The 487-nt window shown below is 45.4% G+C and carries 1 protein-coding gene; it reads left to right on the top strand.

The annotated features are described in order from the left end of the window. Positions 1 to 108: 108 nt before the first annotated feature. The coding region (locus tag CGZ90_RS19985) for a nitroreductase family protein (protein WP_205727432.1) at positions 109 to 487 on the top strand (379 nt) is incomplete at its 3' end.

Below are 487 nucleotides of genomic sequence, written 5' to 3'. Positions count from 1 at the left end.
CGTTTGAAAAACACTGTACCGGACCCCAAAACTGTAAAGATGAAAGTTAAAGGCTTTATATGCTAGAGTAAACAAAAAAAGCATGTGACTCAACAGGAGGAATTAAGGATGAACGATACGATCAAAACGATACTCTCACACCGATCCATCCGAAAGTTTAAAAATGAACCGCTTAACAATGAAACGGTGGAAACACTTGTGAAATGTGCACAGGCTGCTTCTACTTCAAGCTATCAGCAAGTTTATTCGATCATCGGCGTGGAAGACAAAGGTATGAAGGACAAGCTGGCAGCTCTTGCCGGAGGTCAGAACTATGTGGCCGAGAACGGTTACTTTTTTGTGTTTTGTCTCGATTATCACCGGCACATGCTGGCAGCTGAGATGACAGGCAGTGACATTGCAGACACAGTAGAATCTACAGAGGGCTTTATCGTTGGGACGGCTGATGCAGCACTCGCCGCGCAGAACATGGCAGTAGCTGCGGAAT

Origin of the sequence: Fictibacillus aquaticus, from assembly GCF_002245695.1 — a bacterium.
GTDB classification, from domain to species: domain Bacteria; phylum Bacillota; class Bacilli; order Bacillales; family Fictibacillaceae; genus Fictibacillus; species Fictibacillus aquaticus.
The sequence above is the reverse complement of the archived record's forward strand: the minus strand, read 5'-3'. Positions and strand labels throughout refer to the sequence as shown.